This is a genomic window from Thermus sp. FJN-A (assembly GCF_054655095.1).
Genome location: NZ_BAAHSC010000055.1, coordinates 1 through 1,501 on the forward strand (window position 1 = coordinate 1; position 1,501 = coordinate 1,501).

Annotated in this window: 3 protein-coding genes; 1 reads left to right on the forward strand and 2 read right to left on the reverse strand. The window is 68.2% G+C overall.

Features of this window, described 5'->3' with window-relative positions; translation table 11 throughout:
- The coding region (locus tag ACYQ0J_RS00270; RefSeq protein ID WP_460170232.1) for a hypothetical protein at nt 1-702 on the forward strand (702 nt) is incomplete at its 5' end.
- Between the two features lie 3 nt (nt 703-705).
- Here ACYQ0J_RS00270 and ACYQ0J_RS00275 read toward each other — a convergent pair.
- Together ACYQ0J_RS00275 and ACYQ0J_RS00280 are read right to left on the reverse strand one after the other, a co-directional pair.
- Complete coding sequence (locus ACYQ0J_RS00275; RefSeq protein WP_460170233.1) at nt 706-1,167, reverse strand: hypothetical protein; 462 nt, start codon at nt 1,165-1,167, stop codon at nt 706-708.
- 85 nt (nt 1,168-1,252) lie between these two features.
- Nucleotides 1,253-1,501: Dna2/Cas4 domain-containing protein (locus tag ACYQ0J_RS00280; protein ID WP_460170234.1), on the reverse strand; the 249-nt coding region annotated here is incomplete at its 5' end.

Genomic DNA, 1,501 nt, shown 5'->3' on the forward strand with positions numbered 1-1,501 from the left:
GAGGGGCCGGAGCTGGTGGTGCACGGGATCCTCCTCCACGCCGACGGAAGGAGGTTCGTGGTCCTCGTCCAGCCCAAGAGCGGGGAGGCCTTCAGGCTCGTCCTGGGCCGGGCCCGGGGCTTCACCGCCTTCCTGGAGCCCAGGAAGGCCTACCGCCTCGAGGGGGCCCTGCGGGGGGGGAGGCTCCTCGCCGAGCGGGCCTTCCCCTTGGGGAAGTGGGTCCTGGCCCGGAAGGGGGAAAGGCCCCTCCCCGAGCCCATAGAGGGGGACCGGAATCCGCACCTGGAGGGGAGGCGGAAGGGGCCCGCGCCGGAGCGCCTGGAGGAGGCCCAAAGGCCCGCCCCGCCCGGGCCCGAAGGCCCCCCAAAGCCCCCTAAGGAGGCGCGCCCCCCCGGGGAGAGGAGGCCGAGGCGGGACCCGGTGCGGGTGTGGCGGGCCCCGGAGGAGGAGGGGGCCCCTGGGGGCCTCGGCCTGCCCCCGCCCCTCCCCAAGGGGCAGGTGATGGGCCTGGTGGGGGAGGGGCCCTACTACCTGGTCCTGAGGCCCCAGGCCCTGGACCTCTGGTGGCCCAAGGTGGAGAGGCTCCTCCCCGAGTTCCCGAGGCGGTACGAGGTGCGGTGGTACCCCGACGGGAGCCGGGCGGTGGTGGCCTGGGACCTCGAGGCCCTCAAGGTGTGGTACAAGCGGGTGCTCAGGGGGTAGGGATTACCTCACCCTGACAACGTAGAAGGCCCCGCATCCCGGTTCGGGTATCGTTCCCTTGTACACTAACCGACCCTCTTCCTCCGTTATCTTTCCGCGCATCGGGACCATAACGTACCCAGGGGGCTGCCTAATCCACCGCACCGGATCCAGATGGAGAGAAGCGTCGGAAAAGAAGATGCCGGTCATCAGGTAGCTCCCCGAGGGAACCCCAGGATTCTCCGGCACGGCGTAGAAGTCAAAAGTGGCCTCTACGTTACCCTCCGGGGTTCCCTTGAGCGTAAGGGTTAACCCAGTAATCCCTTGGCTACAACGATAGCGTCCCTGGTAAACGCCGCTTATCCCCGTGGCGTCCGCAGGAACTGGAGCCGGCCCTTGGGAAACGGTAGGCGCGCAAGCCGCAAGGAAAACCAAAACAAACGCGGCAATCGCGCTCCGGATAAGCCGCTTGACCATCTCCCTCACCTCCCGAAAGTTGCGCTAGATCTTAAGGGGGCCACTATGGGCGGTTGTTCATACTGGCCCCACGAGGTCATGATAGAACGAAGCCTTAGGGTTCCGGAGCCAGCCCCAAGCCCCTCAGGAAACGGTGAACAGCCAGGAGCCCCAGGAAGGCCTCCCCCGCCTCCTCCAGGGGGACCTCGGCCACCTTCATCCCCTCCCGCAGGGCCACCACGAAGCCCCCCTCCACCGCCAGCCCCTCCTCCCGCAGGGCCAGGGCGTAAGCCCCCACCTGCAGGAGGTGCTCCGGGTAGACCCGGGAGGAGGTCTTCAGGTCCACCACCACGAGCCTGTCCCC